Consider the following 6,012-nt stretch of genomic DNA (forward strand, 5'->3'; position numbering starts at 1 on the left):
CCTGGCGGCGGCGACCAGCGGCCGCCCCCAACCCCCCCGCCGCCGGCCGCGCCGCGGGTGGGCCGCGCCCCGCCCCGCCTGGGTTTTTCGCGCGCGCGGGGGCGGCCCTTCACGAAGCCACGCGACACCCCCTCGTACGGACAACTCGACCTGAAGCAGGGCACATCACCCCTGACCGCTCTCACCCGGATCGCATACGAGCGGACCCCGGCGGGCCTCCGGGTCCACGGCGGGCGACCGGGCGGACCGTCGCGGTCGCGAACGATCACACGCGGACGGCAACGGCGGAACGGGTCGTGTGAGACCGGGCACATACGCCCCAGGTAACACGGGGTTCACATTCGGGCAACGCTCGGGAAATCGCTGGTTGACAGGCTTCCGGACATACCCGGCGGCGCCCCAGTGCCGCAGCGCCGCAGCACCCGCAAGTGCGATCAAGACCCACCCCGAAGGATGTGGCCCGTGAGCTTCAAGGCTGAGTACATCTGGATCGACGGCACCGAGCCGACGGCCAAGCTTCGTTCCAAGACGAAGATCCTGGCCGACGACGCCAAGGGCGCGGAGCTGCCGATCTGGGGCTTCGACGGCTCCTCGACGAACCAGGCCGAGGGTCACGCCTCGGACCGCGTACTCAAGCCCGTGGCCAGCTTCCCGGACCCGATCCGCGGCGGTGCCGACATCCTCGTCCTGTGCGAGGTCCTGAACATCGACATGACGCCGCACGAGTCCAACACCCGTGCCGCGCTGGCCGAGGTCGCGGAGAAGTTCGCCGCGCAGGAGTCGATCTTCGGCATCGAGCAGGAGTACACCTTCTTCAAGGGCGCCCGTCCGCTCGGCTTCCCCGAGGGCGGCTTCCCGGCCGCGCAGGGCGGCTACTACTGCGGTGTCGGCGCGGACGAGATCTTCGGCCGTGACGTCGTCGAGGCGCACCTGGACAACTGCCTCAAGGCGGGCCTCGGCATCTCCGGCATCAACGCCGAGGTCATGCCCGGCCAGTGGGAGTTCCAGGTCGGCCCGCTGGCGCCGCTGGAGGTCTCGGACCAGCTCTGGGTCGCCCGCTGGCTGCTCTACCGCACCGCCGAGGACTTCGGCATCTCCGCGACGCTGGACCCGAAGCCGGTGAAGGGCGACTGGAACGGCGCGGGCGCGCACACCAACTTCTCCACCAAGGCGATGCGCGAGGGCTACGACGCGATCATCACGGCGTGCGAGTCGCTCGGCGAGGGCTCCAAGCCGATGGACCACGTCAAGAACTACGGCGCCGGCATCGACGACCGCCTGACGGGCCTGCACGAGACCGCCCCGTGGAACGAGTACAGCTACGGCGTCTCCGACCGCGGTGCCTCGGTCCGCATCCCGTGGCAGGTCGAGAAGGACGGCAAGGGCTACATCGAGGACCGCCGTCCGAACGCGAACGTCGACCCGTACGTCGTGACGCGTCTCATCGTCGACACCTGCTGCGCCGCCCTGGAGAAGGCCGGCCAGATCTGATCCCGCGCAGTTGTCCCGAAGGGGCGCCCACCGTCCCGGTGGGCGCCCCTTCGCGTTGCCGTCGGGCTCGGTTCGGTGTTGAGGCCGGTCTCGCTGATCCCGGCGTTGCCGTCGAAGGCGTTGACGGCCACCGCGAAGGGGATCTCGCGGTGCTCGAAGTAGTCGACGGCCGCGTAGCAGTCGTCGAGCCGCCGGGTGTCGACGATGACGAGCCCGCCGAGCGCGCCCTCGACGAGGTCGTCCCACATGAACCCGAACCGCTCCTGGCCGGGGGTGCCGAACAGATAGAGCTTGAGCGTCGGGTCCAGGGCCCCCGCCCGACGGGCTGATCGGCGCGGTGTCCGGTTCGCGCCAAGAAGGCGTCCGAGCAGTGAGAGGAGGGTCCTGTTACGGGGCTGTGTCTGCTTCAATGGAGTCATGTCCATCTTCCAGAAGCGCCTCGCGACGGGTCGCCATGACCTCGAGCCCTTCTGGCCCTCCCGTCAGCACCACGACTTCGACCGGGTGTGTTGTCGCGCGACGAACGCGCCGGCCCTCTAAAGCCGTACACCCCGGCCTTCGGCCAGCGCGCACGACGTACGTCCTCGACGGCTCCGACCACGAACTCGCGGTCGTCGAACCTCCCGACGAACTTCTCGCGCGAAAGAGCTGACCTCTCATGGCGACCACTCGTTCCCTCTCCTCCGTCGCAACCACTCCCGCCCCCTCGACCGCCCCGGCACGGCACCGACTGCGCGCCGTCGACCGGGACGAGGACTGGGGCCTCCCCCGCTCGAACGAAGCCGAGAGCTCGCGGCACGACGGGGCCACCTTCCTCCCGCCGGGCGCCACCTGGCTGCCCGCTCCGCAGAACGCGCTGCCCGTCCTGCCGGGGCAGCCGCCGATGATCGGCTACCTGGTCCTCGTACCGGCGGACCAGCAGCCCCTGCTGCCGCTCGCCGTGACGGGCCTGGCCGAGCCCCCGGCCGCCCCCGGCGCCGTGACCGACACCCTGACCGACGCCGCCGCCGACCCGCTGGTGCGCGTCGACACGGTGCAGCGCACCGCCGAGGTCGACGGACACGTACTGGACCTGACCTACCTGGAGTTCGAGCTGCTCGCGCACCTCGTCCGCCACCCGCACCGGGTGCACACCCGCGACCAGCTGGTCTCCACGGTGTGGGGCTACGGACACGTCGGCGACGGACGGACGGTCGACGTCCATGTCGCCCGGCTGCGCCGCAAGCTCGGCACCCAGCACCGGCTGGCGATCCAGACGGTGCGCCGGGTGGGGTACAAGTACACCCCGCCGACCGGCCGTTGACCCACAGGCCCGGAGAACGGCCCGGCCGCGGCCGGGCACCGGCCGGCCCCGCGCATCTTCTGTCAGCAGATTCGCGTGCCGCGGGGCGGGCCGTGCGGGCAGAGTCGTCCGTATGACACGGAGACTTCTGATGCTGGGCGGTACGGAGTTCGTGGGGCGCGCGGTCGTGGAGGCCGCGCTCGCGCGCGGGTGGGACGTCACCGTCTTCCACCGCGGACGGCACGAACCCCCGGCCGGGGCGCGGTCGCTGCTGGGCGACCGCACCTCGCCGGACGGGCTCGCGGCACTCGCCGGGACCACGGACACGTGGGACGCCGTCGTCGACACCTGGTCGGCGGCGCCGCGGTACGTACGGGACGCGGCCCGTCTGCTGGCCGGGCGGGCGTCCCGGTACGTGTACGTGTCGAGCTGCTCGGTGTACGCGTGGCCCCGCGCCGCCGGGTACGCCGAGAACACGCCGCTCGTGGAGGGCGCGTCGGCCGGCGCGGACGCGACCGACTACGCCCGGGACAAGCGGGGCGGGGAACTGGCCGCCGTCGAGGCGTTCGGCGGCGAGCGTTCGCTGCTCGTCCGGTGCGGACTGATCCTCGGACCGTACGAGAACGTCGGGCGGCTGCCGTGGTGGCTGACCCGGATCGCGGCGGGGGGTCCGGTGCTCGCTCCCGGGCCGCGCGAGCTGCCGCTCCAGTACATCGACGTCCGGGATCTGGCGGAGTGGACGCTCGGCGCCGTGGAGGCGGAACTCGACGGGCCGTACAACCTGGTGAGCGCCCCGGGGCACGGCACGATGGGGGCGCTGCTCGACGCGTGCGTCCACGCCACCGGGGCGCGGGCCGAGCTCCGCTGGACGGACCCCGAGGCCGTGCTGAGCGCCGGGATCGAACCGTGGACGCAGCTTCCGGTGTGGGTGCCGCCGAGGAGCGAGCTGCACACCTCGGTGTACTCGGGCGACGTCTCGCGGGCCCTGCGGACGGGGCTGCGGTGCCGGCCCGTCGAGGAGACCGTCGAGGACACCTGGAGCTGGCTCCGGTCACTCGGCGGTGCCGCTCCCCGGCGTACCGACCGGCCGGCGGTGGGACTGGATCCCGCCCTGGAGGCGAAGGTCCTCGGTAGCTGAACGCCGGTAATTCCCGGCCCGGCCGCTCCGGCCCCGCCGCATTGACGGGTACGGCCGGGACGGCCGGGACGGCCGGGACCGGGACGGCCTGGGTCCGCCTCGAACTCGGCTGTGCCGCCGGGCAGTTGAAGCCGTCTGGACACACCCCGCGACAACCGGCGGCGGCCCTCTCGGAACCGTCCGCTACTGAATACGAGTCAAGAATTGACTCTCAAACCTGAATTCCGAGATCAACTCCCGGGAATTCGCGGGCTTCTGGGACCATTGCGACCGAATTGGTCTCACGACTTTCTAAGATTCTTTCGAGACCCCTGAACACCTCGCGCACCTCCCGCGTATGGAATGGAGCCGCTTCACTCCTGTCGGGCGCCTCACTGCCCCGCAAGGAAGTCAGAGGAGTTCCATGGGACGCAACATTCGAAAACGCCGTTCGCCGCTGGCCGTTCGTGCCATCGCCGCGTCGGCAGCGCTCGCGATCGGCGGGGGTGGGCTGGTCTGGGCGAATTTCTACGCCTCGGCACACGAGAGCAACAACTCGGGCCGGAACACCACCAAGGCCGCGCCCGCGCAGGTGGCCACCATTCAGTGTCCGGACGTCGGCCAGAAGCTGTCCAACGTTCCGCAGCAGGCGCGGGGCGAGGTCGACGGAGAGCTGGCGACGCTCGACCAGCAGATCACCGTCGCCTACCAGCGGCTCGCGACCACGCGTGACGCGCAGGCGAGGGACGCGAGCTTCGTCCAGAACTCCATCCTGACGCCGCTCAAGCAGAACCGGTCGGTGATCATCGACCGGATCAAGCTGGAGATCAACCGCGTCGGTGGCAAGGCTCCGGGCTGGCTCGACGGTCTCTCCAACTGCACGGGACAGCCTGCGGCCGGACAGGCCAACGGCGGACAGAACAACGGCGGCGCCACGGCCGCTCCGTCCGCGAGCGCGAGCGCCGGTGCGGGTGCCAACGCCGGCGCGGGTGCCGGTGCCGGTGCCGGTGCTGGTGCCTCCGCGAGTGCGAGCGCCCCCGCCGCCGGCGGCGGTGCGCAGGCGGGCAACGGCGGACAGGCCGGCAACGGCCCGGTCGCGGCCGACTTCGTCGACATCACGAAGGTCCAGCCGAACGTCGCCCGCAAGGCCCGTACCCAGGCGGCCGGTTCGTCCGGTGTGTTCACGACGTCCTGCGGTGTGAACGCGAACAAGAAGTTCAACACGGACAACGTGATCGTGGCGCCCGGTGTCACCAACGGTGCGCACCACCTGCACGACTACGTCGGCAACCAGTCGAACGACGCCTTCGCCACCAACGACACCTTCGCGGCGGCCCAGACGTCCTGCTCCAACCAGGGCGACAAGTCGTCGTACTACTGGCCGGTCGTGCGTATCCAGAACGGTACGCAGGACTTCGACCAGAACAACCTGGGTGGCGGCAAGGAACTCAACGTCGGCCAGATCCAGCAGGTGCGGCAGGCGCAGATCAAGTTCGTCGGCAACCCGGCCAGCAAGGTCGTCGCGATGCCGAAGTTCCTGCGCATCATCACCGGTGACGCGAAGACCACGACCAACGGTCTCGCGAACGCCAACGCGCACTGGAGCTGCACCGGCTTCGAGAACAAGGTGCAGCTGACGGCGCAGTACCCGATCTGCCCGCGCGGCAGCACCGTGGTCCGCACCTTCGCCTTCCAGAGCTGCTGGGACGGGGTGAACGCCGACAGCGCGAACCACCGCACCCACGTGGCCTTCGCCGACGCCCAGGGCAACTGCGCCAACGGCTTCAAGGCCATTCCGCAGCTCACGATGCGCCTGGTCTACGGCTTCCGGGCCCCGACCCTCACCAACGGGCAGATCAAGAACGCCTACGCGGTGGACGGTTTCCCGGAGCAGCTCCACAAGGCCACCACCGACCACGACGACTTCATCAACGTCTTCGACGAGAACCTGATGAACAAGATGGTCACCTGCATCAACAACGGTCAGCGTTGCAAGTAACACCCTGAGACGATTGGGGGGGGGGGGGGGGGGGGGGGCCCGGCCGGCGGGGGGGGGGGGGGCGGGGCGCCCCGGGGGGGGCCCCGGGGGCGCGGGGGGGGCCGCCCCCCCCGGCCCCGCCCC

Annotated in this window: 4 protein-coding genes and 1 pseudogene; 4 read left to right on the forward strand and 1 reads right to left on the reverse strand. The window is 70.8% G+C overall.

Features of this window, described 5'->3' with window-relative positions; all coding sequences use genetic code 11:
• The first annotated feature begins 462 nt into the window (after window positions 1–462).
• Window positions 463–1,491 (forward strand): glutamine synthetase, encoded by a 1,029-nt coding sequence (gene glnII, locus ACFXGX_RS21625; RefSeq protein ID WP_384793603.1) that lies wholly within the window; start codon window positions 463–465, stop codon window positions 1,489–1,491.
• On the opposite strand, the pseudogene ACFXGX_RS21630 reads toward glnII, so the two are convergent.
• A pseudogene (locus ACFXGX_RS21630) lies at window positions 1,386–1,787 on the reverse strand (ATP/GTP-binding protein); the annotation flags it as partial. The gene glnII and the pseudogene ACFXGX_RS21630 overlap by 106 nt on opposite strands.
• Before the next feature lie 362 nt (window positions 1,788–2,149).
• On the opposite strand from ACFXGX_RS21630, the gene ACFXGX_RS21635 reads away from it, so the two are divergent.
• The 3 genes from ACFXGX_RS21635 to ACFXGX_RS21645 all read left to right on the forward strand — a co-directional run bounded on the left by ACFXGX_RS21635 (window position 2,150) and on the right by ACFXGX_RS21645 (window position 5,889).
• Window positions 2,150–2,794, forward strand: coding sequence for a winged helix-turn-helix domain-containing protein (locus tag ACFXGX_RS21635; protein ID WP_384793606.1), 645 nt, complete (start codon window positions 2,150–2,152; stop codon window positions 2,792–2,794).
• 130 nt (window positions 2,795–2,924) lie between these two features.
• Complete coding sequence (locus ACFXGX_RS21640) at window positions 2,925–3,911, forward strand: NAD-dependent epimerase/dehydratase family protein (protein ID WP_384793702.1); 987 nt, start codon at window positions 2,925–2,927, stop codon at window positions 3,909–3,911.
• Window positions 3,912–4,314: 403 nt separating this feature from the next.
• The gene (locus ACFXGX_RS21645) at window positions 4,315–5,889 is read left to right on the forward strand and encodes a DUF1996 domain-containing protein (protein ID WP_384793609.1); all 1,575 of its coding nucleotides are present in this window, start codon (window positions 4,315–4,317) and stop codon (window positions 5,887–5,889) included.
• Window positions 5,890–6,012 lie beyond the last annotated feature (123 nt).

This window comes from Streptomyces sp. NPDC059371, from assembly GCF_042751995.1.
Classification (GTDB): Bacteria; Actinomycetota; Actinomycetes; order Streptomycetales; family Streptomycetaceae; genus Streptomyces.